The sequence below is a fragment of the Embleya hyalina genome (assembly GCF_003967355.1).
GTDB lineage: Bacteria > Actinomycetota > Actinomycetes > Streptomycetales > Streptomycetaceae > Embleya > Embleya hyalina.
Genome location: NZ_BIFH01000030.1, coordinates 1 through 25,006, shown reverse-complemented (window position 1 = coordinate 25,006; position 25,006 = coordinate 1). Strand labels below are relative to the sequence as shown.

21 protein-coding genes are annotated in these 25,006 nt (G+C 71.3%); 7 read left to right on the top strand and 14 right to left on the bottom strand.

The window, feature by feature from the left end:
* Positions 1–550: 550 nt before the first annotated feature.
* The gene (locus EMA17_RS32430; RefSeq protein WP_126640746.1) at positions 551–2,695 is read right to left on the bottom strand and encodes a HelD family protein; all 2,145 of its coding nucleotides are present in this window, start codon (positions 2,693–2,695) and stop codon (positions 551–553) included.
* Positions 2,696–3,083: 388 nt separating this feature from the next.
* On the opposite strand from EMA17_RS32430, the gene EMA17_RS32425 reads away from it, so the two are divergent.
* Complete coding sequence (locus EMA17_RS32425) at positions 3,084–4,358, top strand: M14 family metallopeptidase (protein ID WP_160161639.1); 1,275 nt, start codon at positions 3,084–3,086, stop codon at positions 4,356–4,358.
* 4 nt (positions 4,359–4,362) lie between these two features.
* Here the strand turns inward: EMA17_RS32425 and otsB are convergent, their stop codons facing one another.
* From otsB to EMA17_RS32410, 3 genes are all read right to left on the bottom strand, one after another.
* Positions 4,363–5,217 carry a trehalose-phosphatase gene (gene otsB / locus EMA17_RS32420; RefSeq protein ID WP_126640744.1) on the bottom strand — a complete coding sequence of 285 codons (855 nt, stop codon included), beginning with the start codon at positions 5,215–5,217 and terminating at the stop codon, positions 4,363–4,365.
* 218 nt (positions 5,218–5,435) lie between these two features.
* Positions 5,436–6,137 (bottom strand): LytR C-terminal domain-containing protein, encoded by a 702-nt coding sequence (locus tag EMA17_RS32415; protein ID WP_126640743.1) that lies wholly within the window; start codon positions 6,135–6,137, stop codon positions 5,436–5,438.
* 9 nt (positions 6,138–6,146) lie between these two features.
* Positions 6,147–6,482, bottom strand: coding sequence for a DUF3263 domain-containing protein (locus EMA17_RS32410; protein ID WP_126640742.1), 336 nt, complete (start codon positions 6,480–6,482; stop codon positions 6,147–6,149).
* A gap of 160 nt (positions 6,483–6,642) precedes the next feature.
* Here EMA17_RS32410 and EMA17_RS32405 point away from each other — a divergent pair, with 160 nt between their 5' ends.
* Positions 6,643–6,987 (top strand): cupin domain-containing protein, encoded by a 345-nt coding sequence (locus EMA17_RS32405; RefSeq protein ID WP_020557698.1) that lies wholly within the window; start codon positions 6,643–6,645, stop codon positions 6,985–6,987.
* A gap of 108 nt (positions 6,988–7,095) precedes the next feature.
* Here EMA17_RS32405 and EMA17_RS32400 read toward each other — a convergent pair whose 3' ends face one another.
* The 4 genes from EMA17_RS32400 to EMA17_RS32385 form a co-directional block, all read right to left on the bottom strand.
* Complete coding sequence (locus EMA17_RS32400) at positions 7,096–8,019, bottom strand: carbohydrate ABC transporter permease (RefSeq protein WP_126640741.1); 924 nt, start codon at positions 8,017–8,019, stop codon at positions 7,096–7,098.
* A complete protein-coding gene (locus EMA17_RS32395) occupies positions 8,016–8,897 on the bottom strand; it encodes a carbohydrate ABC transporter permease (RefSeq protein ID WP_246127040.1) in 882 nt (293 codons plus the stop codon). The genes EMA17_RS32400 and EMA17_RS32395 overlap by 4 nt, the downstream gene beginning before the upstream one ends.
* A 78-nt stretch (positions 8,898–8,975) precedes the next feature.
* Positions 8,976–10,292, bottom strand: coding sequence for an extracellular solute-binding protein (locus EMA17_RS32390; RefSeq protein WP_126640739.1), 1,317 nt, complete (start codon positions 10,290–10,292; stop codon positions 8,976–8,978).
* 501 nt (positions 10,293–10,793) lie between these two features.
* Complete coding sequence (locus tag EMA17_RS32385) at positions 10,794–11,585, bottom strand: DeoR/GlpR family DNA-binding transcription regulator (protein ID WP_126640738.1); 792 nt, start codon at positions 11,583–11,585, stop codon at positions 10,794–10,796.
* Positions 11,586–11,828: 243 nt separating this feature from the next.
* Between EMA17_RS32385 and EMA17_RS32380 the strand changes: the two genes are divergently transcribed.
* Positions 11,829–12,785 carry an ROK family protein gene (locus EMA17_RS32380; RefSeq protein WP_126640737.1) on the top strand — a complete coding sequence of 319 codons (957 nt, stop codon included), beginning with the start codon at positions 11,829–11,831 and terminating at the stop codon, positions 12,783–12,785.
* Complete coding sequence (gene nagA / locus EMA17_RS32375) at positions 12,782–13,924, top strand: N-acetylglucosamine-6-phosphate deacetylase (RefSeq protein ID WP_126640736.1); 1,143 nt, start codon at positions 12,782–12,784, stop codon at positions 13,922–13,924. The genes EMA17_RS32380 and nagA overlap by 4 nt, the downstream gene beginning before the upstream one ends.
* 46 nt (positions 13,925–13,970) lie before the next feature.
* On the opposite strand, the gene EMA17_RS32370 is transcribed toward nagA, so the two are convergent.
* Together EMA17_RS32370 and EMA17_RS32365 are read right to left on the bottom strand one after the other, a co-directional pair.
* Positions 13,971–15,074, bottom strand: coding sequence for an ADP-ribosylglycohydrolase family protein (locus EMA17_RS32370; protein ID WP_126640735.1), 1,104 nt, complete (start codon positions 15,072–15,074; stop codon positions 13,971–13,973).
* 159 nt (positions 15,075–15,233) lie between these two features.
* Complete coding sequence (locus EMA17_RS32365) at positions 15,234–17,831, bottom strand: bifunctional FO biosynthesis protein CofGH (RefSeq protein ID WP_126640734.1); 2,598 nt, start codon at positions 17,829–17,831, stop codon at positions 15,234–15,236.
* A gap of 381 nt (positions 17,832–18,212) precedes the next feature.
* On the opposite strand from EMA17_RS32365, the gene EMA17_RS32360 reads away from it, so the two are divergent.
* Both EMA17_RS32360 and EMA17_RS32355 read left to right on the top strand, forming a co-directional pair.
* Complete coding sequence (locus EMA17_RS32360; RefSeq protein ID WP_126640733.1) at positions 18,213–18,566, top strand: hypothetical protein; 354 nt, start codon at positions 18,213–18,215, stop codon at positions 18,564–18,566.
* Entirely contained in the window at positions 18,563–18,820 is a 258-nt protein-coding gene (locus EMA17_RS32355; RefSeq protein WP_126640732.1) for a hypothetical protein, read from the top strand. The genes EMA17_RS32360 and EMA17_RS32355 overlap by 4 nt, the downstream gene beginning before the upstream one ends.
* A gap of 66 nt (positions 18,821–18,886) precedes the next feature.
* On the opposite strand, the gene EMA17_RS32350 is transcribed toward EMA17_RS32355, so the two are convergent.
* From EMA17_RS32350 to EMA17_RS32340, 3 genes are all read right to left on the bottom strand, one after another.
* Positions 18,887–20,611, bottom strand: coding sequence for an N-acyl-D-amino-acid deacylase family protein (locus tag EMA17_RS32350; protein WP_126640731.1), 1,725 nt, complete (start codon positions 20,609–20,611; stop codon positions 18,887–18,889).
* A 191-nt stretch (positions 20,612–20,802) separates the two neighbouring features.
* Positions 20,803–21,591, bottom strand: coding sequence for a glucose 1-dehydrogenase (locus EMA17_RS32345; protein ID WP_126640730.1), 789 nt, complete (start codon positions 21,589–21,591; stop codon positions 20,803–20,805).
* 36 nt (positions 21,592–21,627) lie between these two features.
* Positions 21,628–22,575, bottom strand: coding sequence for a TIGR03619 family F420-dependent LLM class oxidoreductase (locus EMA17_RS32340; RefSeq protein WP_126640729.1), 948 nt, complete (start codon positions 22,573–22,575; stop codon positions 21,628–21,630).
* 162 nt (positions 22,576–22,737) lie between these two features.
* Between EMA17_RS32340 and EMA17_RS32335 the strand changes: the two genes are divergently transcribed.
* On the top strand, positions 22,738–23,577 hold the full coding sequence (locus EMA17_RS32335) for an enoyl-CoA hydratase/isomerase family protein (protein WP_126640728.1): 840 nt from the start codon (positions 22,738–22,740) through the stop codon (positions 23,575–23,577).
* Between the two features lie 348 nt (positions 23,578–23,925).
* On the opposite strand, the gene EMA17_RS32330 is transcribed toward EMA17_RS32335, so the two are convergent.
* A partial coding sequence (locus EMA17_RS32330) for an AMP-binding protein (RefSeq protein ID WP_148112336.1) occupies positions 23,926–25,006 on the bottom strand: 1,081 nt, incomplete at its 5' end.

Genomic DNA, 25,006 nt, shown 5'->3' with positions numbered 1-25,006 from the left:
GGTCGGGGGCGCTGACGCGCCATGGGGGTTAGCGGGGCCCGGGGCACCTCCGCGCTCCCGGGTGCCCGGACCGTTCGCGGCTCCGACGCTCTTCGCACGTCGATCACGTGGGCGGAGAGCGGCGGGGGCGCTGACGCGCCATGGGGGTTTGCGGGGTCGGGGGCACTTCCGCGCTCCCGGGTGCCCGGACCGTTCGCGGCCCCGCCGCTTTCCCGCGCGTCGATCGCGTGGGCGGCCCGGGTCGGGGGCGCTCACGCGCCATGCGGGTTAGCGCGGCCCGGGGCACCTCCGCGCTCGCGGGTGCCCGGACCGTTCGCGGCTCCGCCGCTCTTCGCGCGTTGATCACGTGGGCGGGGAGCGGTGGGGGCGCTGACGTGCCATGGGGGGTTTGCGGGGGCGGGTTTACGTCCGCGCTCCGGGGTGTTCGGAACGAGTTTCGCGGCTCTGCTGGGCTTCGTGGGTCGATCGTGTGGGTGGGTCGGGGTGGGGTGCTGACGTGCTGCAAGGGTGGACGAGTCGTGGGCGGTGTGGGGCGTCCCAGGGGGTGGGGTCAAGGGGTTGTCAGGGGGGTGGGGAGGGGTGCCGCGTGTACCACTACCAGGCCGGAGACGGCGCGGGTGAGTACCACGTAGAGCCGGCGCAGGCCCTGGGTTTCGGCGTCGACGATCTCGGTCGGCTCGGCGACCGCGACGTGGTCGAACTCCAGGCCCTTGGCGAGCGACGCCGGGACCACGCTGATCCGGGCCGCGTCGATGTCGCCGTCCGTGCCCAGAACGCGGTGCGCGACGTCGGTCGCGCGCAGGGCGGCGGCGACCTCGGGTACTCGCGCGTCCGCGCAGATCAGGCCGATCGAGCCCTCGTGGCCGAGCAGTTCGACGGCCGCCTCGGCGGACCGCGCGGCCAGCTCGTCCGGCTCGACCGCGCGCAGTTCCAGGGCGCCCGCCGCCTGCCGGACCGAGGACGCCGGCGCCAGGCCGGGGGCGATCAGCGGCAACAACCGGCTCGCGAACTCCAGGATCTGCAGCGGCACCCGAAAGCCCCGGGTCAGTTCCTCGATCCTGGCTCCCTCGTGTCCGAGGTGGCGCAGCGTCTCGGCCCAGCCGGGCGTGGCCCACGGGGTGGTGCCCTGGGCGATGTCGCCGAGCACGGTGGCCGAGCCGGTGGGGCAGCGCCGGCCGACCGCGCGCAGTTGCATCGGGGACAGGTCCTGCGCCTCGTCGATCACCACGTGCCCGTAGCCGCCGGTGCGGTGGAGCAGGTCGGCGGTCTCGTCCACGAGCACCGCGTCGGCCACGGTCCAGCGCGCGGCGCCCGCCGAGCGCGGGGGCTTGGCCCAACCGATCGCGGCCTGTTCGTCGGCGGTCAGGACGCCGTCCGCGCAGGCGGCCAGGAACGCGGGTTCGCCCAGCAGCCGAAAGACCAGCTTGAGCGGGTCCACCGCCGGCCAGATCGCGTCCACCGCCGCCTTGACCGGCCGGCTGCGCGCGACCGCGTCCTGCACCCGGTCGTCGGGGGATTCGCCGCGCTCCTCCATTTTGGTCAACAACGCGTGCGCGATCCGCTGGCGGAGCATGTCGCGCGCGGCGCCGTAGCGCACGTCGCGCCCGCGCAGCGCGGTGACCAGTTCCTCGACCTCGTACACCGCGAGCCGCCAGGTGCGCGAGTCGCGGACCACGGCCACCGACTCCCGCGGTTCGCTCAGGCCGGACCAGACCGCGCGGCGCAGCACCTCGGCCATCCGCGCGTCGCCCTTGATCGTGCCGGACACCGCCTCGTCCAGCGCCCGGACCTTGATCTTGGAGGTGCGGGTGACCAGGTCCTCGACGGTGGTCTGGCCGACCTCGACCTCGCCGAGCGCGGGCAGCACCTGCTGGATGTAGTCGAGGAACGAGCGGTTCGGGCCGACCACGAGGGTGCCGCTGCGGGCGAGGCGGTCGCGGTAGGCGTAGAGCAGCCAGGCCACGCGGTGCAGGCCGACGGCGGTCTTGCCGGTGCCGGGCGCGCCCTGGACGCAGAGCGTGTGGCCGAGGTCGGAGCGCACGATCTCGTCCTGCTCGGGCTGGATGGTGGCGACGATGTCGCGCATCGGGCCGACGCGGGGACGCTCGATCTCGGCCGCGAGGATCCCACTGGCGCTTTCCGCCTCGTCGGGGTCGGTCAGGTGCTCGTCCTCGAACGCGGTCAGTTCGCCGGCGGTCCAGCCGAACCGGCGGCGCAGTTCGACGCCCAGCGGATCGGCCCGGTTGGCCCGGTAGAACGACCGCGACAGCGGGGCGCGCCAGTCCACCACCATCGGGTCGCCGAGTTCGTCGTGCACGTGCCGACGGCCGATCCAGAACGACTCGACGGCCTTGTCCGGGTCGGCGGTGACCTCGATCGGCTCGACACCCTCGACGCCGTCGGCGAACCGGCCGTCGATCCGGCCGAAGAACAGCGGGGATCCGGCGTGGTCGCCGAGCGCGGCGAGCCGCTTGGCGATCAGGTGCCGGGCGGTCTCGGTGGCGACGGCGGTGGCGCCGACGTCGCGCAGGTCAAGCGCCTCGGTCTCCTCGCGCATGCGGCGCAGGGCGGCGCGGGAGGCGTCCAGGTAGGCGCGTTCGACGGCGAGCGCGTCGGTGCCGGGGTTCGCCTCGGCCCGGTCGGGGGCGGGGTCGGCGGGCAGGGCGGGGTCGGGGACGGTGGCGGGCGCGGACATGACTGTCTCCGATTCGTGGCGCTGACATATCGGAGCCCGGCCGGGCTCGGCGGCCCGTCCTGGTGCGCCCCTGCGGAGGGCACGGGCCGGATGCCCGATTCGGGTGGCGGCCCGCGCGACCCACCGGTGCCGGGCACCGATCACGGCTCCCGATCACTGCACTGGGTGGGACAGCGGAATCAGCGAGCCTAGGCCAGTCGGGCTCTGCCATCAACTCCCTTCGCCGGGCCATGCTCGGTGTGCCGGGTGTGCGATTCCCGGTGTTCAGGGTGTGGAATTCGCGCAAGTCCCGCAGAGGTCGGGGGACTTGCGCGTGGGAGGGGACGGTGGTTCGAGGATGAGGGCGTGGCGGACATGGCGGACGTGGACGACACGGGCGGCGAGATCGATGCTCCTGGTGGCGCTGGTGGCCGGCGTCGCCCTCGGTCCGGCGCCGGCGAGCGGTGGTCGCGGCGGGCGGATCACCACGGGGTTCGAGCGTCGGGGCGGCCTGTCCTGGACCACCGCGGCGGAGGAACGCGACCTCCTGCGCGAGCTGATCGCGGCGGCGCCGAGCCCGGATCGCGTCGGGTGGGAGCCGGCCCGGGTGACGGTGACCCGGGTGGGCGGCAGCGCGCGCGGTCGGGACGTGGAGCTGATCACGGTGTCCGGGGCGCGTACGGTGCCGGAGCCGATCCGGGTGCTGTTCGTCTGCGGGCAGCACGGTGACGAGCCGGCCGGCCGCGAGGCGTGCCTGAAGCTGGTCCGGGATCTGGCCGACGACCGCTCGGCCGCCGGTCGCCGACTGCTCGAACGGGTCACCGTCCTGGTGCTGCCCACGCCCAACCCCGACGGTCTGGCGGCGGGCACGCGGGCGACGGCCGAGGGGGTGGACCTCAACCGCGACCACCTGGCGGTGGCCTCGCCCGAGGCGCGGGCCGTCCGGCGGGTACTGCGCGAGACGCGGCCGCACATCGTGCACGACCTGCACGAGTTCGACGTGCCGACGGACGCCTCCGTCGCGCCGACCCTGTACCTGTGGCCGCGCAATCTCAACGTGGACCCCGAACTGCGCGGGTTGGCCGTGGAGTTGGCGCGCGATCGGATCGGGTCCGCGCTGCGCGCGGCGGGGTGGGCGTCGGACGTGTACGGCGCGGACCCGACGGGTCGCCTCGGTGGCGACGGGGACGAACGCCTGCTGCGCAACGCGGCCGCCCTCGACCACGCGGTCGCGGTCCTGGTCGAGGTCGACGCCAACCCCACGTCGGCCCTGGAGCGCGACGACGCGGCCCTGCTCCACCGCCGTCGGGTGGGGGCGCACCTGGTGGCCGCCCGCGCCACGCTCCGGATGGCGGCCGAACGCGGCGAGGCCGTCACGTCTGCGATCCGCGCCTCGCGCGCCCGAGCCGAGCACGGCCCGGAGCGGGTCTACCTGGACGGCGCCGACAACCTGCCCGCGACCTGGGCGGCGCCCCTCGAACCGCCCTGCGCCTACCGCCTGACCCCGGCCCAATACGCGACGGCGCGCGCGACGCTGGCCGAGCACGGGATCCGGGTCTCCCCGGACCTGCGCGTGCGTACGGCCCAACCGGCGGGCGTGCGGGCCACGTTGCTGCTCGACCCGAGGGCCCGCTTCGCGATCGCGGACGGCACGCCGGAGCCGTGCGGGGAGGAGGAGGCGTGAAGGGCTAGGGCCTGTCTTCAACCGCGTCGGCGAGCGCGCCGAGCAGGTCGGCGATTCCCTCCGGGCCGGCCACGACCAGGTCGGCGCGTTCGGCGAGGGCGTGCACCTCGGCCGAGCCGCTGCACACGGTGAGCCCGGCCACGCCCTGTCCGCGCAGGTCCTCGACGGCCTCGAACGCGGCGAGGTCGCCGAGGTCGTCCCCGGCGAACAACACCGTCGCGGCCCGGCGTTCGGCGAGGAAGCCGGTCAGCGCCCGCCCCTTGTCCATCCCCCGGGGGCGCAACTCCAGTACGTAGCGCCCGGGTTCGACGACCAGGTCGTGCCGCTTCGCCAGTTCGCCGAGCGGGCCGCGCAGCAGGTCGAGGGTGGCCTGCGGATCGGGGGCGCGGCGGGTGTGCACGGCCAGCGCGCTGCCCTTGTCCTCGGTCCAGGTGGTGGTCCACGCGTCGAGCGAGCGCAGCAGGTCGGGCAGTTCGAGCCGTACCTCGTGCACCCCGCGCGGCGGCTCGGGGGCACTGACCCGACCGGTCGCCGCGTCCCAGCGCTCCAGGCCGTAGTGGCCGAGCACGACGAGGTTCTCCAGACCGGCGACTCCGCGAAAGCGGCCGTACTCGACCGCGACGGCGGCGGGCCGCCCGGTCACGATCACCACGGCGGCCAGATGCGGGGTCAGCCGGGACAGTGCCAGGACCGCGCGCGTATCGGCCCGGGCATGCTCCGGATCGTCGACGATCGGGGCGAGCGTGCCGTCGAAATCGAGCGCGACGACCGCCTGCGCGGGTGTGTCGAGCAGCGCGGCGAGGCCGACCCGGCCGGCCGGCGTGGTGGGTTCGGGCAGCGTGGACCGGTTCGAGGTCATACCGACCAACCTAACCCGCGGTCGGAGCGCGACGCGGATTCCCGGCCACGCCACGGGCCCGGGTCGTGTCTTCGAACCCCCGCCGGACCCACGACGCCCGGCACCGCGCCTCGGGTTCCCCGCCGCGCTCACGCCGCGGAGCCCGACAGGCGTTCGAAGACCCGCCCCCGGCACGAGCACCCCGCGCGGGCACCGCCCTCCGCGGCCGGCGCCACTCGTTACCGCGTGGTCAGCGACCCCAGCACCCGGTCCGCCAACGGAACCACCTGGTCGTCGACCACGATCACCGTCAGGCGGTGCCGCGGGATGCCGGCGAAGGCGGGCTTGACGCGGGTGATGCCCGGGAGGGCGGCGGCCAGGGCTCGGGCCTGGGGTGCCTGGTCGGCGGGGTGGTAGACGGTCGTCGCCGGTACGGCGCCGCGGAAGGTGTCGGTTCCGGTCACCTCCCAGCCGGCCGCCTCCAGGCGGCGGGCCATGCGCTTGGCCAGCGCCGGAACCCTGGTCTGGTCGAGCAGGACGACCTTGCCTCGGCTGCCCCTCGGGATCGCGGGCGCGTGGGCGGGCGGTACCGGGCGGGCGGACGCCGGCGCGGGCGCGGGGGCGTCCGCCCGAGTGTGCCGGGTCCGATCCGCCGCCGCACGGGTGGCGGGTTCCTCCCGGGCGATGGCGAGCGCGCCGGCCAGGGCCAGGACCGCCAGTACGGCCGCCGGCACGATCAGGCTTCGCCGGGATCGGGTCGGCGCGGGCGAGTCGTCGATCCGCAGGCCGCCGATCAGGTCGCGCCCGGACTCCCCCTCGGCCTCCCCCGCCTCCCGGGCCTGCTCCGGGTCGGGTGCTCCCGAGTGCTCGTTGGTCCAGATCAGGCCGTAGCGGCCGAAGCCGTCGAATACGTCGTACTCGTCCTTGCGGCGCGTGAACACCCGGGCCTCTCAGTGCCCGGTACGACGCACGGTGGAGCGGGCCTGCTGGCGGGCCTCGCGCAGCCGACGCAACCGCTGCACCAGCATCGGGTCGTGTTCGAGTGCCTCGGGTCGGTCGAGCAGGGTGTTCAGTACCTGGAAGTAGCGGGTCGCGGAGAAGCCGAAGCGGTCGCGCACGGCACGTTCCTTGGCGCCGGCGTGCTTCCACCACTGGCGCTCGAATTCGAGGATGTCCCGGTCCCGCTCGGACAGGCCACCCGACGGGGTCGCGTCGGGTGCGGTCGCCGCGGCGCCCTGCCCGGGAATCACGGGCGGCTCCGGCCGCACGTCGTGCTCCTCACCCATCGGTCTTCCCTCCGGTGCCTCGGGCGGGCCCGTCGACCCGCTCTCGGGCATTGTGCCCGCCGATGCCGACGCAGGACCGCACCGGCGCGGTGATTCGCCGGAAAAGCCTACGAATCACCCGCGAGCGGCGGCCGTCCGGTTGGCCTATATGCTCCGCCGCATGTCTACCTTTGCCGTCCATATCCCCGCCGCCGAGCTCGAAGCCGACCCGCTCGACCCGGCGCAGATCGTCTCCGGCACGCCCGAGGTCTCGGGCAAGGTCCTGTGGGAGTCCGAGGACGGCAGGCAGATCCGCGGCATCTGGCAGATCACCCCGGGCGTGGTGACCGACACCGAGGCAAACGAGCTGTTCGTGGTGGTCTCCGGCCGCGCCACGATCGAGATCCGCGGCGGCGCGACGATCGAGGTCGGCCCGGGCGACGCGTGTGTGCTCCAGGAGGGCGACGAGACGGTGTGGACCGTGCACGAGACGCTGCGGAAGGCGTACCACATCACCCTGCCGTAACCGCCCGCCCGGACACGCCGAAGCCCACAGGCCCCCGAGACCTGTGGGCTTCGCGTTCTCCAGGGTCGACCACGGCCGCCCGAAACGATCCGGGCGACCGTCCCCGACCTACTTCACCGACCCCGCCGTCAACCCCGACACGACGTGCTTCTCGATGTACGCGAACAGGATCACCACCGGCACGATCGCCACCACCGACCCGGCGAACAGGTACTGCCACTCGACCCGGTAGGCGCCGAGGAAGCTGTTGATCCCGACCGTCAACGGCTGCTTGTCGGGGGTGGTCACCAGGACCAGCGCGACGGTGAACTCGTTCCACGCCGCGATGAAGGTGAAGATGACCGCGGTGACGATGCCCGGCATCGCCAGCGGCAGCGTGACCCGACGCAGTGCCCCGAGACGGGAGGCACCGTCGATCATCGCGGCCTCCTCCAGCTCGACCGGGATCGCGCTGAAGTAGGCGGTCAGGATCCACACCGAGAAGGCCAGGTTGAACGCGCCGTTGACCAGCACGAGCGCCCAGTACGAGTCGAGCAGATCCAGGATGTAGAACTCGCGGTACAGGCCCACCAGGAGCGAGGTCGGCTGGAACATCTGGGTGACCAGCACCAGCATCAGGAAGACGCCCCGGCCGCGGAACCGTTTGCGCGCGGTGTAGTAGGCCGCGGGCAGCGAGACCACGAGCACGAGCAGCGTCGACATGCCCGCGACCAGCAACGAGACCTTGAGGTTGTCGCCGAGCGTGGACTTGTCCCAGACGTCGACGAAGTTCGCCCATTCGAACTTCGACGGCACGTAGCCGTCGCCGGTCAGTTCGTCCTTCGGCCGCAGTGCGGTGATCGCCATCTCGATGTACGGCGCCACGAACACGATCGCGATCACCCACGCGAGCGCGCCGAACCACAGTTGCTTTTGGCTGTACTTCGAACCCCCGAGTACGGACTTCGCGCGCTTGGCCTCGTTCCCGCCGGCCGTGGCCGCCTTCGGGGCTCCGGCGCCCGGCTTGCGGCCGGCGGCGGTGCTCGTGCTCATCGGTCGGTCTCCTTGTTCCCACGGCTGACGACGAGGAAGAACGCGACCAGGATGATGATCATCGCGAAGTTGGCCACGGACATCGCCGCGCTCTCGCCGATGTCCGACGCCTTGAGCTGATACATGAACACCGTGGTCGTCGCGGTCTCGTAGCCCGGACCACCGTTGGTCATCGCCCAGATGATCGGGAACGAGTTGAACACGTTGATCAGGTTGATCACGACCGCGACCAGGATCGCGGGCTTGAGCAGCGGAAGGGTGATCGACAGGTAGGTGCGCCACGTGGACGCGCCGTCGATCCGGGCCGCCTCGTACACCTCACCGGGCACCGTCTGCAGTCCCGCGAGCAGGGTGTAGGTGGTGAACGGCAGGGAGACGAAGACGGCGACCGCCATCATCCACGGCATCGCGGTGGACGGCTTGCCCAGCCAGTCCTTGCCCGCGTCCATCAGGTGCAGGTCGACCATCAGCGTGTTGATCACGCCGTGGGTCTCGTGCAGCATCCACTTGAACACGACGGCGGTCATGAAGACCGACGCCGCCCACGGCACGATCATCGCCCAGCGGGCGAAGCGTCGGCCCGGGAAGTGCTGGTTGAACAGTTGGGCCAGGAACAGCGACAACACGAGCGTGACGGCGACCACCACCAGCACCCAGACCACGGTGTTCCACAACACGGCCACGAAGTCCGGTTCGTCGAACAGCTTGGTGTAGTTGTCGGTGCCGTTGGGTCCCACCACGATGCCGGTGCGGCGGATGCGCTGGAAGGAGCTCCAGACCATCACGACCACGGGCCACAGGACCACGAGACCGATCAGGAGGACGGCCGGGCCGATCCACGGCAGCGGGGCGAGCGCCTTCTTGACTCTGGTGCCCACGGAAGGCGCTCTGCGTACGGCGGTTTCGGCCACGGGGCCGTCCTCCTCGTTCGGTGCGCGGACTTGTCCGGTGAGGCGTCAGCTCTTCTGCTGGGCGACGGCCGACTCGGCTTCCTTCTGGAGCTGGTCGAGCACGTCCTTGGGCGACTTGCCGGAGACCGCGCTGCCGAGCTGCTCCTTGATCTTGGGCGAGAGCACGTCCCACGCGACGTCGTTGAGCGGGTAGAACTTCGCGTTCGGAAGCAGGTCGATGTACGGCTTGAGGCCGGCGTTGCTCGGGTTGGCCGTCATCTTGGCCATCACCGACTTGGTCACCGGCGGGAAGCTGTACTGCTCCTGGAACTTGATCTGCTGATCGGTGCTGAACGCGTGGTCCACGAACGCCTTGATCTGGTCCTTGTGGCCGTTCTTCTTGAACGCCATCATCCAGTCGCAGACACCCAGCGTCTCGGTCAGCGGGCCGGTCTTGCCGGGGATGGCCGCCGTCGCGTACTTGAGGTTCGGGTAGTCCTTCTTCAGCGTGGCGATCATGGTGGGGTTGCTGTTCACCATGCCGACGCTGCCGCCGTAGAAGTCGGTGTAGACGTCCTTGCGGTTCTTGGTGCCGGGGTTGGACTCGGTCAGCCCGGTCTTGACCAGGTTGTCGTTGACCCAGTTCAGCGCCTCGACGTTGGCCGGGCTGTTGACCGTGTACTTGCCGTTGGTCTGGTAGCCGCCGCCGTTGCCGAGCGCCCAGTTCATGAACTCGCCCTGGGCCTCCTCCTTGCCGAGCGGCAGGCCGAAGGGGGTCGCCACGCCGGCGGACTTGAGCTTGGTCGCGGCGGCCTTGAGGTCGTCCCAGGTCTTCGGCGGCTCGGTGATGCCGGCCTTGGTGAACAGGTCCGTGTTGTAGATCAATTGCCGCGTGCTGGAGGTGAAGGGAATGCCGTATTGCTTGCCCTTCACGGTCGCGGCCGGGGTGAAGGACTCCACGAAGTCGGCCTTGGTGGCGGGCGACATGATGTCGTCGACCGGGTAGAGCAGGTCGTCGACGACCTTGTCCGCGTAACCGCCGGTCTGCAACAGGTCGGGCATCTCGTTGTTCTGGACCATGGTCGCGACCTGCTTGTCGATGTCATCCCAGTTGATGACCTGCAGGTTCACCTTGATCCCGGGGTACTTCGCGTTGAAGCTCGAAATCACCCCGTTCCAGTACTTCTGCATGCTGCCGTCGCCGCTGCCGTAGTCCGCCACGACCAATTTGATCGTGCCGTCCTTCGGGGCGCCGGCGGGCGCGGAGGCGCCGGGGGTCGCCCCCTTGCTGTCGTCGCCGTCGTCGTCCGACCCACCACACGCTGACAGAAGCAGTGCGGCCGACAGTCCTGTCGCCGCCAATGCCATCTGGTGCCGCTTCATCGCAGAACCGCCTTCATGCCTTCGGGAAAACAGGACCGTTGGGCAGGGTTTCGTGGCGCCAACCCCATGCGTGCACATGCGCAAAACTGTTCGCAACACGGATTTTGAGAAAACTCTTGAGCAGCATCGAGCATTTTGCGGACTCGCCGTGTCGGCAGTCAACACCTCGCCGGAAGAAAGGTCTACACCAATCCTGCGATTGGTTGGAGAGGTCGCGGCAGTTTGCCGGGCAATTCGTTACCCGTGCGGGCGCGGATGCGCGGAACCGGCCCGGAGGACGCCTATTGGATCTTGAAGTGGTCCATCGACGCTTCTTCGAATGATCCATTCCGGTTGTGTGCGAATTTTGCGTCGCACCGGCCGGAGGGTTGGTTGGGAAAACGATTCGGCAGCATTGACAGGCGAAAATGCCCGGAGTTTTCGGTGGGTCTCGGACCCGAACGACCCGAAGAGGCCCGAAGCGACCCGAACGGACTCGAAGAGACCCGAACGACCCGCGCGTCAGACCCGAACGACCCGCACGCCCGCGTCCACGAACGCCGCGGTGGCCTCCTCGGGAGCGGCGGTGTCGGTCACGAGCACGCCGATCCGGTCCAGCGGGCAGATCCGGGCGAACGCGCGGCGGCCCAGCTTGGACGAGTCCGCGGCCACCACGACCCGGCCGGCACCGGCGGCCATCAACTGGTTGATGCTCGCCTCGCCCTCGTGGTGCGCGCTCGCGCCGTGCTCGACGTCGATCGCGTCGACGCCCAGGATGGCCACGTCCAGGGCCACCTCGCGCAGGATCCCGGTGGCGAGCGGGCCGATCAGCTCGTACGACTGCGGGCGCGCCACCCCGCCGGTGAGCACGATCTTCACGTGCCGCCGCACGGCGAGTTCGCCCGCGATGTTGAGCGCGTTGGTGACGATGGTGAACGCCTGCGCGTTCGAGTCGCCCTCGGTGTACAGATCGGCCCGGGCCACCAGCGCTCGGGCCACCTCGGTCATCGTGGTGCCGCCGTTGATCCCGACCGTCTCCCCCGGCTTGACCAGGGCCGCCACCGCCTGCGCGATGCGCTGCTTCTCGGACGCGTGTCGGGCGGTCTTGTAGCGCAGCGGCAGGTCGTAGGAGACCGCGTGCGCGACCGCGCCGCCCCGGGTGCGGGTCAACATCTGCTGCTGCGCGAGCTGGTCCAGGTCGCGGCGGATCGTGGCGGGCGAGACGTCCAGCTCCGAGGCCACGTCCTCGACCTCCAGCCGGCCGTGCTTGGCCAGCAATTCGAGGAGTGCACCCCACCGCTCGTAACGACTCACCCGCGACCTCCCGCCAGGTCCGACAGCCCGCCCGACTCGTGTCGGATCGTTGCGACCATCCTCCCCGGCGACCCGCACGTCACGCGTGGGGGGTTTCCGTGAGGTTGCGCTCACTCAACGATGCTGTTGCATGTTCATGTTTTCAACTGCTATCCAGTGAGCACAAACGCGCATTCTCGGATCCACCCGCCCTCGGGCCGACAATCTGCCCCATCTACCAGACTTGAGACGCCGATGCCGCACGTGAACATCACGCCGTCCGACCTGTCCGGCGCGGACTGCGTCGTCGCACTCGACGTCGGCGGCACCGACATCAAGGGCGGCGTCGTCGACGCGAACGGCGGCCTGGTCTACTCCGAGCGGCGCCCGACCGGACGGACCGACGGCCCCAACGCCGTGGTCGCGGGGATCGTCGACTTCGCCGAGGCACTGCGCGATCGGGCCGTCGAGATCGGCGGGGTGCCGCGCGCGGCGGGTGTGGTGGTGCCGGGCATCGTGAACGACCCGGCGGGCGTCGCGGTGTGGTCGGCCAGCATCCAGTGGCGCGAGGTGCCGCTGCGCTCGCTGGTCGCCGACCGGCTGGGGCTACCGGCGGCTTTGAGCCACGACGTGCGTACCGGTGCGCTCGCCGAGGGCCGGCTGGGCGCGGGGCGCGACTGCGACAACTTCCTGTTCGTGGCGATCGGCACCGGGCTCGCCTCGGTGCTGGTGCTGAACGGTCGCCCCTATCCGGGCGCGCACGGGCAGGCGGGCGAGATCGGGCACATCACGGTGCGCCCCGGCGGGGGTAAATGTACGTGTGGGGCGGTCGGTTGTCTGGAGGCGCACTTCTCCGGACCCGCGATCGCGCACGCGTTCGCCGAGGCCGCGCCGGGCGACGACCCGCCGCTGAGCGCGGCCCAGGTGGTCGCCCGGGTCGCCGCGGGCGACCGGGTCGCGGCCGCGGTGTGGGGTAAGGGGTTGTCCGCGTTCGCGGACGGCCTGCTCACCGGACTCGCCCTGTACGACCCGAAGTTGCTGGTCATCGGCGGCGGACTCTCGCTCGCCGGGGAGCAGTTGTTCAACCCTTTGCGGACGCTGCTCGCCGAGCGCGCCGTGGTCCAACACGTGCCGCCGCTGGTCACCGCGGCACTCGGAGACGAGGCCGGTTGCCGAGGCGCCGGACTCATCGCGTGGGACACCTTGGAGGTGCGCGGGTGACGGTGCTCGGCAATGCGCGCGTGGTGCTGCCCTCGGGGGTGGTCAGCGGCGCTTCGGTGCATGTGGTGGGTGATCGGATCGCTTTCGCCGGCCCGGGTCGGCCGAACGGCTCGGAACCGGTGGTCGACCTCGCGGGCGGCTGGATCGTGCCCGGTTTCGTGGACATGCACGTGCACGGCGGCGGGGGTGGTTCGTACACCTCCGGCGATCTCGACGAGGCCCTGCGGGTGGCCGAATTCCATCGCTCGCACGGGACCACGACCACCGTCGCCAGCCTGGTCACCGCGTCCCCGGCGGACCTGCTGCGGATCGTGACCGCACTCTCCCCGCTCGTGCACGACGGCCTGTTGGCGGGGCTGCACCTGGAGGGCCCCTATCTGAGCGCGGCCCGCTGCGGCGCGCACGATCCGACCCAGTTGCGCGCGCCGGATCGGGACGAGGTCGGCACGCTGCTCAAGGTGGCGAACGGCGCGATCCGCATGGTCACCCTGGCCCCGGAGCTGCCGGGCGGGGTCGAACTGGTGCGCCGGCTCGCCGACGAGGGGGTGATCGCCGCGGTCGGGCACACCGACGGCACGCACCGGGAGACCCACGCGGCGCTGGCCGCGGGCGCGAGTGTGGCCACCCACCTGTTCAACGCGATGCGCAGCGTGCACCACCGCGAACCGGGGCCGGTCACCGCGCTGCTCCAGGACAGCGACGCGGTGGTCGAGTTGATCAACGACGGCGTGCACCTGCACCCCAGCGTGGTCAACCTGGCGTACGCGAGCGCGGGCCCGGACCGGGTCGCCTTCATCACCGACGCGATGGGCGCGGCGGGCATGCCGGACGGCGTCTACCCGCTGGGCGTGATGACCGTGGACGTGGTGGACGGGGTGGCCCGACTGGCCGGCGGCGACTCGATCGCGGGCAGCACGCTGACCCTGGACGGGGCGCTGCGCAACGGTGTCGCGGGCGGCCTGCCGATCGCCGACGTGGTGCGCTCGCTCTCGGCCACGCCCGCGCGGGCACTCGGCCTGGCCGACCGGATCGGCACGCTGGAGCCGGGCAAGCGGGCCGACCTGGTGGTCCTGGACGACGCGCTGCGGGTGCGCGCGGTGATGGTCGCGGGCGCGTGGGTGGACGAGCGCCGGCCCTGATCGGGGCGATCCGGCCGCCTCGGGTACTGCCCGGGGCGGCCGGTGCTCAGTTCGGCGGGTAGCGCCGGGTCCAGCAGGTCTCCCCCGCCTCGGGGCCGTGCAGCGTCGTGCCCTGGGTCATCTCCATCGCGAAGTCGTCGGCCAACTGCAGGATCGCGCCCCGACCCTCGAGTTCGGCGACCAGGTCGGCGGGCAGCACGGTGTCGCCGTGCATGGCCCCGAGCAGGTTGCCGCAGATCGACCCGGTCGAGTCGCTGTCCCCGCCGTGGTTGACCGCGAGCAGCAGTCCGGTGCGCATGTCGGGGGCCACCAGGGCGCAGTACAGCCCGATCGACAGCGCCTCCTCCGCGGTCCAGCCCTGACCCAGCGCCTCGACCCGCTCGGCCGAGGGCGCCCCGGCGCGCACCGCGGCCGACGCCGCCTCGATCGCCCGCGCCGTCTCGGCGTGCTCCGGACGGGACTTCACCAGCTCCAGGGCGATCCGTACGCCCTCCTCCAACGGCGCGCCCTGCATGACCGCGTGCACGATCACCGCGAACGCGCCCGCCGCGAGGTAGCCGGTGGGATGTCCGTGGGTCAACACCGCGCATTCCACCGCGAGTTGGAAGACCAGCTCGGGCCGCCAGCCGACCAGCAGGCCGAACGGCGCGGAGCGCATGACCGCGCCGCAGCCCTTGGAGTCGGGGTTCTTGGGCCGCTCCAGCGTGCCCATCACGCTCTCGTCCTCCAGCCCGCGCAGGCACGCGGACCCGGGCGCGCGCGAGCTGTACAGCCACTCCTCGCGGACCAGCCAGCCCTCGTCCTTGCGCTCGTCCGGGCCCCATTCGCTCTGGGTGGCCTTCCAGCGCAGGTAGGCGCCGTGCAGGTCGGTCGGCGGATGCCAGGCCCCGGTGTCCCGGCGCACGTGCGCGCGGATCAGCCCCTCCACCGTGAACAGCGTCATCTGCGTGTCGTCGGTGATCGCGCCGTGTCGGTGGTACGCCGTCACATACCCGGCGACCCCGTCGGATCCGTGCTGTTCGCGGATCTCCGCGAGGCTCAGGAACTCGATCCCGGCACCGAGCGCGTCCCCGATCGCGCCGCCGACGAGACAGCCCCGTACCCGAGCCCGAAAGTCCTGCAAACGGTCCCTGGACCACAGTGTGGCCATGTGTGTTCTCCCTCCCCCGAAGCCCCCACCGCAGCGTACCGGCGCGGGATCGCCGGGGGGTCGCACACTCATCCGAGAGCACGGTGGAAGCGGCGCCGGGCCGGAGGGGGACGGTATCGCCCTCCGGCCCGGCGGCACGACCGGCTGTGTCGCGCTCGCTCAGTTGCTCAGGATCGGCAGCATGATCCGGTCGACGTCCTCGTCGTGGCGTCGGGCGATCGCCTGCCGCTCGGCGTCCACCTCGCCGTAGGTGGTGGTGCGCTGCCGGGCGCGGCGGCCGAGCGAGGCGGCCATCGCCTCCAGTTCGGCGATCGACTTCTTCGAGCCGTTGTCGGCGCCGGCCATCCGGGAGATGGTCTCCTCCATGAGCGTGCCGCCCATGTCGTTGGCGCCGCCTTGGAGCATCAGGTTGGTGCCCTCGACGCCGAGCTTGACCCAGCTGGTCTGGATGTTGTCGATCTTGCCGTGCAGCAGGATGCGGGCCATCGCGTGTACGGCCCGGTTGTCCCGCAGGGTCGGGCCGGGGCGGGCGATGCCGGCCAGGTACACCGGCGCGTTGGTGTGGACGAAGGGCAGCGTGACGAACTCGGTGAAGCCGCCGGTCTCGTCCTGGATCCGGCCGAGCAGGCGCAGGTGGCCGAGCCAGTGCGCGGGCGTGTCCACGTGGCCGTACATCATCGTCGAGGAGCTGCGGATGCCCAGCTCGTGCGCGGTCGTGACCACCTCGACCCACGTCGCGGCGGGCAGCTTGCCCTTGGTCAGGATCCAGCGCACGTCGTCGTCCAGGATCTCGGCGGCGGTGCCGGGGATGGTGTCCAGGCCCGCCTCCTTGGCGGCGGTCAGCCAGTCGCGGATGGACATCCCGGTGCGGGTCGCGCCGTTGACCACCTCCATCGGCGAGAAGGCGTGCACGTGCATGCCCGGGACCCGCTTCTTGACCTCGCGGGCGATGTCGAAGTAGGCGGTGCCGGGCAGGTCGGGGTGGATGCCGCCCTGCATGCAGACCTCGGTCGCGCCGACCGCCCACGCCTGTTCGGCCCGCTCGCCCACCTGGTCCAGGGAGAGGGTGTAGGCGTCGGCGTCGGTGCGCCGCTGGGCGAACGCGCAGAAGCGGCAGCCGGTGTAGCAGACGTTGGTGAAGTTGATGTTGCGGTTGACGATGTAGGTGATCTCGTCGCCGTTCACCTCGCGACGCAAGTCGTCGGCGATCCGGGCGAGTTCGTCCATCGCGGGGCCGTCGCAGTGGAACAGCGCGAGGGCCTGGTCGTCGGTCAGCCGGGTCGGGTCGGCGGCGGCCTGAGCCAGCGCCTCGCGCACCTCCGAGTCGAGCCGGACCACCGACCCGGCGGGGCCGGCGGCGACCTGCTCGCGCAGCGCGTCCCAGTCGCCGTAGACGTTGTCGAAGTCGTCGCGCCGGTCGGTGGTGCGGCCGGTGGTGTCGATCGTCACGTGCAGGTCGGTGCGGCCGGACGCGGCGGCGAAGATGTCCTCGGGTTCCTGCCAGGGCAGGCCCTCGGGGTTGCGGCCCTCGATCGCGAGACCGGTCTCCGGGTCGGACAGCGCGCGGACGTGCGGCAATACCCGGGGGTCCACCCACGGTTCGCCGCGCAGGATCACCTCGGGGTACACGTTCAGCCGCTCGTGCAGCGTGAAGCCCGCCTCGGCGGTGCGCGCCGCCAGGAACTCGATCTGCGGCCAGGCGAGTTCGGGATTGACGTGGTCGGGCGTGAGCGGCGAGACCCCGCCCCAGTCGTCGATGCCGGCCCCGATCATCAGCGCGTACTCGTCGCCGATCAGGTTCGGCGGTGCCTGGATGCGCATCTTCGGCCCGAGCACGATCCGCGAGACGGCGATCGCGGCGGCCAACTCGACCAGGTCGGCGTCGGGGGTGCCGCGCATCGCCGTGTCCGGCTTGGCGCGGAAGTTCTGCACGATGACTTCCTGGATCGAGCCGTACTGCCGGGCGACCCTGCGCATCGCGAAGATCGACTCGGCCCGCTCGGTCATCGTCTCGCCGATGCCGATCAGCAGGCCGGTGGTGAACGGCACGTTGGAACGCCCGGCGTCCTCCAACACCCGCAGCCGCACGGCCGGTTCCTTGTCGGGCGAGCCGTAGTGCGGGCCGGAGGGCTCGGACCACAGCCGGGTCGCGGTGGTCTCCAGCATCATCCCCATCGACGCGCTGACCGGCTTGAGCCGTTGGAAGTCGGTCCAGGAGAGCACCCCGGGGTTGAGGTGCGGCAGCAGGCCGGTCTCCTCCAGGACCCGGATCGACATGGCCCGCACATAGGCGAGCGTGTCGTCGTATCCGTGCGCGTCCAGCCACTCGCGGGCCTCGGGCCAGCGGTCCTCGGGCCGGTCCCCGAGGGTGAACAGGGCTTCCTTGCAGCCGAGCGCGGCGCCGTCGCGGGCGATCTTCAGCACCTCGTCGGGGCTGAGGAACATCCCGTGGCCCTCGCGCCGGAGCTTGCCCGGGACGGTGACGAAGGTGCAGTAGTTGCAGCGGTCCCGACACAGTCGGGTGAGCGGGATGAACACCTTGCGGCTGTAGGTGATCACGCCGGGGCGGCCGACCGCCTCCAGACCGGCGTCGCGCACGCGCGCGGCCGAGGCGCACAGGTCGTCCAGATCGGCGTCGCGGGCGTGCAGGAGCACGGCCGCCTCGGAGACGTCGAGCATGACCCCGTCGCGGGCGCGTCGCAGCGCGCGCCGCATCGAACTCTCGGTGGGACGTCCCTCGTTGGGAGTCGGGGTCATGCGACACCTCGCTGTCGTCGCTGCTGCTCGGGTGGTATCGGCGGCCCGGGTGTGCCCCACCCACCGCCGCACGGGGGCCGACCCGTACGCCGCCCCCGAAAGAACCAAGCGTAGGCGGCCCCGATCCATGCCCATCCCGACTCGTGTCGCACGTCACGTGGCCGTCGTCATCCACGTCGACGGTGGGTCGGCCGAGCTCGGTACGAGTCCATTCGAGTGACCTCTGGGCGACTCGGTCGTTGCAGCGTTCGGAGCGACGGCACGGGGAGAGTGGCTGTGGGAGGCATGGGTGGCGCACGCCGTGATCGACATCGGTGGCGCCGTACAGTGAAGAGCGGGGCCGGTCTCGTCTGTGTCATGCCGGTCGGAAGGGAGCCTGCGATGCCGATCGCCGAGTCCGAGTACGGCACGCCCGTCGTGCCCCGCCCCGAGCGCACCATCGAGGGGCTGCGTCGGGCGATCACGTTGCTCGCCCCACATTGGCTCCCGGAGATGGACCGCTCCCAACGCGAGGCGACCACCACGGCGCTGAAGATCAACCGGCTGGATCCTCTGCGGGCCTGGCTCCGCCACTGGGCCGCGGTCGTCGAGATCGAGCGCCACCCCGATCTGGCGTTCCGCTACCACCGGGCCGAACAGGTCGACACCATCAGCGACGACGCCGAGGTGCGCGCGCGGGGTATTCGCATCGCCGAAGAGCTGATGCGCGCTGCGTACACGGCAGTCGAGACGTGAGTTGGCGCTGGGAGTACCACCCCGACGAGCAGACCGTCGTCGGCGGAGTTCCCGAGGCATTCATCGCCCAGGTCGAGACGAGAGCCGAGGAAATCGTCAGAGCCGCCGAAGCGCTCTACCTCGACGGCGCGACGTACCAGGGACCGAATCCCCCGATGGGCACCGCATATCCCGAAAGCGGCATGTTCCGCTATTTGATCGTCGTCCGCAGCGAAAGCGTCCTCGTGCTCCAGGTGACGTACCTGCCGGCCTGAGCAGGGGCGTGGACCGGGGCGGCGGCGTACGGGAGGACCCCCGTACGCCGCCGGGTCTCGGGGCGGTCAGACCGAGACCGTGCGCGTGTCCTTGCCGCTGCGGAGCAGGGTGCCGTTGGCGGCGCCGGTGGTCTGTCCGTCGCGGATGGTTTCGACGCCGTTGACGCGGACGCTGACCACACCCGTGGACTCGCTGGTCAGGCGGGGGCTGTCGCCGGGCAGGTCGTGCATCAGGCGGGCCGGGCCGGAGCCGACCGTGGCCGGGTCGAACAGGACCAGGTCGGCGTGGAAGCCCTCGGCGATCCGGCCGCGGTCCTTCAGGCCGAAGAGTTCGGCGGGCTCGGTGGTGAGCATCTGCACCGCACGCTCCAGCGAGACCAGCTTGCGCCCGCGCAGCATGTCGCCGAGGAAGCGGGTGGTGTAGGTCGCGCCGCACATGCGGTCCAGGTGCGCGCCGGCGTCCGAGCCGCCCAGGATGACGTGCTCGTTGTCCCACACCTGCTGCCGCAGATCCCACGACGCCTGGTCGTTGTCGGTGGGCATCGGCCACAACACCGTGCGCAGGTCGTCGTTGATGCAGATCTCGATCAGCGTCCAGAAGTCGTCCTGGCCGCGCTCCTTGGCGATGTCGGCGACCACCCGGCCGGACAGGCCCTCGTTCGCCGCGGAGTAGGTGTCGCCGATCACGTAGCGGCCGAAGTCGGCCAGGCGGCGGAAGACGCCCGCCTCGGGGCTGTCCGCGTTGCGCAACATCTCCGCGCGCACGTCGGCGTCGCGCAGCTCGGCGATCCGCTCGGGCACCGGCAGGGACAGGATCGGGCCCCAGCCCGGGATCAGGTTGAGCGCGCAGTAGGTCAGGAACGACATGTTCATCGGGACCAGGACCGGCATGGTCAGGATCACGATCCGCCCGCCCGCCTCCTTGGCCTTCTCCGACGCGTGGATCTGCCGGGGCGCGCGGTCGGGCGCGGCCGAGTCGACGGTGAGCACGTTCCAGTTCATCGGGCGGCCGGCCGTGGTGGTCATCTTGACCAGCAGGTCGATCTCGTCGTCGGAGAACTTGTCCAGACAGCCGGCCACGATGACCTCGAGCTGGGTGCCCTCGTGTTTGCCGACCTCCTCGCACAGCGCGAGGATCTCGGCGGGCGTGGCATGCCGCGAGGGCACCGGGTTGCCGTCGCCGTCGGTGTGGTTGGACTGGCCGGTGGAGAAGCCGAGCGCGCCGGCCTCCATCGCCTTGCCCAGCTCCGCCACCATCGCCGCGACCTGCTCGGGCGTGGCCTCCTTGCCGACCGAGTCGGCGCCCATCACGTAGCGGCGGATCGCGCAGTGGCCGGCCATGAAGCCCGCGTTCACCGCGATCCGGCCCTCCAGCTTGTCCAGGTACTGGGCGAAGGTCTCCCAGCTCCAGTCCACGCCGTTCTCCAGCGCGGGCAGCGCCATGCCCTCGACCTTGGCCATCATCCGGCGCGTGTAGTCGGCGTCCTCGGCCTTGAGCGGCGCGAGGGTGAAGCCGCAGTTGCCGCCGATGATCGTGGTCACGCCGTGGTTGACCGAGGGGGTGGCGTACGGGTCCCAGTGCAGTTGGGCGTCGTAGTGGGTGTGCGGGTCGACGAAGCCGGGGGCCAGGACCAGGCCCTCGGCGTTCTCGGTGCTCGCGGCTTCCTCGGTTATGCCGCCGGCGGGGGTGACGGCGACGATTCGGCCGTCCCTGATGCCCACGTCACCCAGGAAGGACGGCGCGCCCGTCCCGTCGACGACGGTGGCTCCGGTGATGACGTGGTCCAGCATGGCGAAGCTCCTCTGCCCTCGGTGTTGCCTACGCGCGCGGCCGGTCGCACGCCGTCCACACGCGTGGTCCGGCCGCCCCACGAAGCTGATGGTACGTCAGATATCCGGGGTCGCCAGGGGTCCGCACGGGATGAGACGGGGCTCACCCGAGATATGCCACAGCGGCATATCCGAATGCGCCGACAACGGCCTCAGAAGAGCTTCACGCCGGCCATCCAGCCGCCGTCGACGACGATGTGGGTGCCGGTCGTATAGGAACTGTCGGGCCCGGTGAGGTACAGCGCCGCGGCGGCGATCTCGTCGGGTTCGCCGATGCGGGCCAGAGGTATGCCGCCGAAGACCTCGCTCACCGGGTCCGGCTCGCCCGGGACGGGCGGCCGGGTGGGCAGGCCCTCGACGCCCCCCGGATCGGTCATCGGGGTACGCACGCCGCCGGGGCAGATCGCGTTGACCCGGATGTGCGGGGCGGCCTCCAGGGCGGCCACCCGGGTCATCGCCAGGACCGCGCCCTTGGTGGAGGCGTACGCGACCAGCCCCTCCATGCCGGCCAGGCCCGCGTAGGAGGCGATGTTCACGATCGTGCCCGGGCCGCCGGCCGCACGCATCGCGGGCAGCGCCGCCTTCATGCCCAGGAACGTGCCGAGCTGGTTCACCTCGACGATCCGCAGATATGCCTCCCGGGACATCTCCTCGATCGGCTCGAAGGCCAGGATCCCGGCGTTGTTGACCAGTCCGTCGAGCCGGCCGAACGCGGCGACGGCGGCCTCCACCGCCCGCCGCCAGTCGTCCTCGCTCGACACGTCCAGGTGGACGTAGCGCGCCGCGTCGCCGATCTCCTTCGCCGCCGCCTCACCCGCCTCGTCCAGGATGTCGCCGAGGACCACCCGCGCGCCCTCGGCCGCGAACAGGCGGGCCTCCGCCACGCCCTGTCCGCGTGCCGCACCGGTGATCAGGACCACCCTGCCGTCCAGCTTGCCCATGCGAAGACCTTTCGGAGAAGGGGGACCGATGGTGCGTCAGGACAGGTGGGGAGCCACCTCGGCGGCGAACCTGGCGATCTGGTCCAGCAGTTCGGCCAGGTCCCGGCTGCGGAAGCGGACCTGGATCTGGTTCGCGCCCTGCTCGCCGTACCAGCGCAGCGACTCGGCGATCCTGTCCGCGCCACCGGTGAGGGTGTGCGCGCCGACGTCCCAGCCCGCCTCGCCGACGTAGATCATCTCGGTGATCGCGCCGATGTCGAGGCGCTCGTCCGCGCGGCCGAACTCCTCGCGGTAGCGCCGCAGTTCGGCCAGTTGAGCCGGGTAGGTCTCGCGCGGGCTGCCCTGCGGCAGCCAGCCGTCGCCGTACTTGGCCACCCGCTTGAGCGCGGCGCCCGCCGAGCCGCCGATCCAGATCGGCGGGCGGGGGGTCTGCACCGGACGCGGCCGGGCGCCCATGTCGTCCACCCGCCAGTGCCGCCCCGCGAAGGTCACGTATTCCTCGCGCAGCGCCAGGTCGAGCAGTTCCAGTGCCTCGTTCAGCGCCTTGCCCCGGGTCTTGAAGTCGACCCCGAGCATCTCGAACTCGGCCTCGACGTGGCCGGCGCCGGCGCCGACGATGGCGCGGCCCTTCGAGATCCGGTCCAGCGTGGCGAACGCCTTGGCGGACATCATCGGGTGCCGGTAGGCGAGCACCGACACGTGACTGATCAGCCGGATCCGCTCGGTGACCCCGGCGAGCCAGCCGAGCGTGGTCATCGTGTCCCACCACTCGGTGCCCATCGCGCCGGCGTGGCTGCGCGGGATCGCGGTGTGGTCGCAGACCGCGATGTAGGCGAAGCCGGCCCGATCGCAGGCGCGGGCGAGCGCGGCGAGTTCGTCGGGTCCGGCGCTGTCCTCCCAGGCTTCCGCGTACAGCCGGCTCTGCGACTGGATGGGCAACTGCATGCCGACGTGCAGGGTGCCCGGGGGCAGGATCGCGGCCATGGAAGTGCCTCCGAAGGTGCGAGAGGGGTCGAGTGGGGGCTCGGAAAAAGCGGTCGGGCGAGATCGACGGACATCGGTGGACTGTGCCGAACGCGTGTCACATACTCCGATCTAACGGGTCGTCAGACAAGGCCGAAAGACCGCTCCAGGAGGAACCGGACAGTGATCAACACCACCGACCCGAGCATCGACGCGGCCGAGGAGCGGATGCGCCTGGAGGTCGACGAGGGCACCGGCATCGCGTCGTTGACCCTGTGTCGGCCGGAGAAGTTGAACGCGTGGAGCTGGGAAGCGACCCGGCAGTTGGGCATCATGGCCGACCGGATCCGCTTCGACGAGCGGATCCGGGTGGTGCTGCTGCGGGCCGAGGGGCGGGCGTTCTGCGCGGGCATCGACGTGACCGCGCCCGGCGGTGCGATCACCGGGCGCTCGGGGGCCGAGCGCACCCGCAACTACTACGAGGGGCTGCGCTGGGTACACGAGCGGTTTCGCGCCTTCGCGCGGCTGCCGCAGCCGGTGGTGGCGGCCGTCCAGGGCTATTGCCTGGGCTTCGGGTTCGAGCTGGCGCTGATGGCGGACATCCGGATCGCGGCCGACGACGCGCGGTTCGCGCTGCCCGAGGCGCAGATCGGCGTCGCGGTCGACGCCGGCGGCGACATCCGCATCGCCCGCGAGGCCGGTGCCGGGTGGGCCAAGTTGTTGTCGCTGACCGGGCGACGGATCGACGCGGCGCTGGCCGCGCGGTTGAACCTGGTCCAGGAGGTGGTGCCCACGGCCGACCTGGACAAGAGCGCACGGGCCGTGGCCGAGGAGATCGCGGCCAACGCGCCCTTGGCGGTACAGGGCATCAAACGCAGCATCGACACCTTCGCCGACGCCAACCTGGACGCGGCCCTGGGCCTGACGGCCATGTCGGCGGCACTCACCCTGGTGTCGGACGACTCGGTGGCGGGCTACGCGGCCAAGGCCGCGCGCCGATCGGCGGAGTTCGAGGGGAAGTAGGGGCCGGCCGCGATTCGTTCGACAAACCCCTTGTTGTCCGCTTTGAACGGAAGTATCCTGAAAGGAGCCTACGGGGCGAGCGAGGGAGCTTGACCGAACAGTGGCTTCGGAGCAGCAAGCCGAGGTCGGTTGGTCAGGCTGAGAGGCCCGAAAGTCGAATGGACCGGAAGGCGACCCCTAGCACCTGAACGGACAATGCCGGCGCAGGGAGCCCACCTCGTAGGTTTTCATCCGTCCACCCCCCGCGACGCTCGTGCTCGGCTTCGGCCGAGGCGGGCGTTTCGTCGTTGCCCCGGGCGCCGCCGGGCCGCTCGGCCCGAAGGACCGGCGGCTCGGCGACGCGTGGGTTCAGCGGCGGGTCGCCTCCTCGGCGGCCCTGGCCCTGAGTTCGAACTTGAGGACCTTGCCGCCCGGGTTGCGGGGGAGTTCGGTGACGAATTCGACCGTGCGCGGCACCTTGTAGTTGGCCATCTCCCGGCGGCAGAACGTGATGATCTCGTCGGCGGTGGCCTCGGCGCCGGGGCGCAGCAGCAGGTATGCCTTGCCGACCTCGCCCATGCGTGCGTCCGGGACGCCGACCACGGCGGCCTCGGAGACGGCCGGGTGTCCGGCGAGGACGGATTCGATCTCCGCCGGGTAGGCGTTGAAGCCGCCGACGATGAACATGTCCTTGATCCGGTCGGTGATCCGCAGGTTGCCGTGTTCGTCCAGGACGCCGACGTCGCCGGTGTGCAGCCAGCCGTCCGCGTCGATCGCCTTCGCGGTCTCGTCCGGGTCCTCGAAGTAGCCCGTCATCACGTTGTATCCGCGTACCCACACCTCGCCGGACTCGCCGACCGCGGTCGGCTTGCCGTCCGCGTCCGCCGTGATCACCTCGACGCCCGGGATGGCCCGGCCCGAGGTGGACGAGATGGTCTCGGCCGAGTCGCCGTGGCGGCACATGGTGGCGGTGCCGCACGACTCGGTCAGCCCGTATGCGGTGAGCACCGCGTCGAAGCCCAGTTCCTCGGCCATCCGGGTGACCAGGGACAGCGGCACCGCCGCCGCCCCCGTGACCGCGAGCCGCAGCGAGGACAGGTCGTAGCCGGCCGCCCCCTCCCGCGCCGCCGCGTCGAGCAGCGAGGTGTAGATGGTCGGTGCGCCCGGCAGCACGGTGACCTTCTCCTGTTGGATCAGCGCCATCGTGGCCTCCGCGTCGAAGACCGCCTGCGGGATCAGCGTGGCGCCCTTGATCAGGCTCGCGATGATCCCGGCCTTGTAGCCGAAGGTGTGGAAGAAGGGACTGACCACGAGATACCGGTCGCCTTCGGTGACCCCGACCACCGACGCCCAGGTGTCGAACACCCGCAATGTCTGTGCCTGGGTGGTCATCACGCCCTTGGGTGCGCCGGTGGTGCCGGAGGTGAAGATGATGTCGCCGGTGTCGTCC

Coding starts and splice junctions, on each gene's coding strand:
- EMA17_RS32430 (WP_126640746.1), bottom strand. CDS start 2,695: ATGTCCGCGCCCGCCACCGTCCCCGACCCCGCCCTGCCCGCCGACCCC.
- EMA17_RS32425 (WP_160161639.1), top strand. CDS start 3,084: ATGCTCCTGGTGGCGCTGGTGGCCGGCGTCGCCCTCGGTCCGGCGCCG.
- otsB (WP_126640744.1), bottom strand. CDS start 5,217: ATGACCTCGAACCGGTCCACGCTGCCCGAACCCACCACGCCGGCCGGC.
- EMA17_RS32410 (WP_126640742.1), bottom strand. CDS start 6,482: ATGGGTGAGGAGCACGACGTGCGGCCGGAGCCGCCCGTGATTCCCGGG.
- EMA17_RS32405 (WP_020557698.1), top strand. CDS start 6,643: ATGTCTACCTTTGCCGTCCATATCCCCGCCGCCGAGCTCGAAGCCGAC.
- EMA17_RS32400 (WP_126640741.1), bottom strand. CDS start 8,019: ATGAGCACGAGCACCGCCGCCGGCCGCAAGCCGGGCGCCGGAGCCCCG.
- EMA17_RS32390 (WP_126640739.1), bottom strand. CDS start 10,292: ATGAAGCGGCACCAGATGGCATTGGCGGCGACAGGACTGTCGGCCGCA.
- EMA17_RS32370 (WP_126640735.1), bottom strand. CDS start 15,074: ATGGCCACACTGTGGTCCAGGGACCGTTTGCAGGACTTTCGGGCTCGG.
- EMA17_RS32365 (WP_126640734.1), bottom strand. CDS start 17,831: ATGACCCCGACTCCCAACGAGGGACGTCCCACCGAGAGTTCGATGCGG.
- EMA17_RS32360 (WP_126640733.1), top strand. CDS start 18,213: ATGCCGATCGCCGAGTCCGAGTACGGCACGCCCGTCGTGCCCCGCCCC.
- EMA17_RS32350 (WP_126640731.1), bottom strand. CDS start 20,611: ATGCTGGACCACGTCATCACCGGAGCCACCGTCGTCGACGGGACGGGC.
- EMA17_RS32345 (WP_126640730.1), bottom strand. CDS start 21,591: ATGGGCAAGCTGGACGGCAGGGTGGTCCTGATCACCGGTGCGGCACGC.
- EMA17_RS32340 (WP_126640729.1), bottom strand. CDS start 22,575: ATGGCCGCGATCCTGCCCCCGGGCACCCTGCACGTCGGCATGCAGTTG.